General features: G+C 43.9%; 1 protein-coding gene. It reads right to left on the bottom strand.

Translation table 11 applies throughout. From position 1 onward, the window contains the following. A partial coding sequence (fdhE, locus tag ACFIK8_RS11595) for a formate dehydrogenase accessory protein FdhE (protein WP_375669514.1) occupies positions 1-294 on the bottom strand: 294 nt, incomplete at both ends.

Here is a 294-nt window from a genome sequence, read left to right as displayed (position 1 = left end):
AAAAAGGGTTGAAGTTCCCATGCTTAAAATGAGAAGAGCCTTGGTGCAGAAAATCAGGTGTGGGGGTGCCGATGTCATCAGCAAAAACATCTATTGTGGGGTTTTTGTGGGAATTGAGTTGTTTGCAATATTGTCCACATGTCTCACAGGCTTCAAATAAAATGCCATCGGGAGTGTTTTCGACAGTGCAGATGGAAACCTTCTGCTTTGCTTGGCAAAAAGTGCATTGGGTGTGTGGGATGTGCCAAAGGGGACTACAATAAAGGCAAGAACAAACTCTTAAAGTTTCGTGCG

It is taken from the genome of Bartonella sp. MR168JLCBS, from assembly GCF_042194175.1.
The sequence above is the reverse complement of the archived record's forward strand: the minus strand, read 5'-3'. Positions and strand labels throughout refer to the sequence as shown.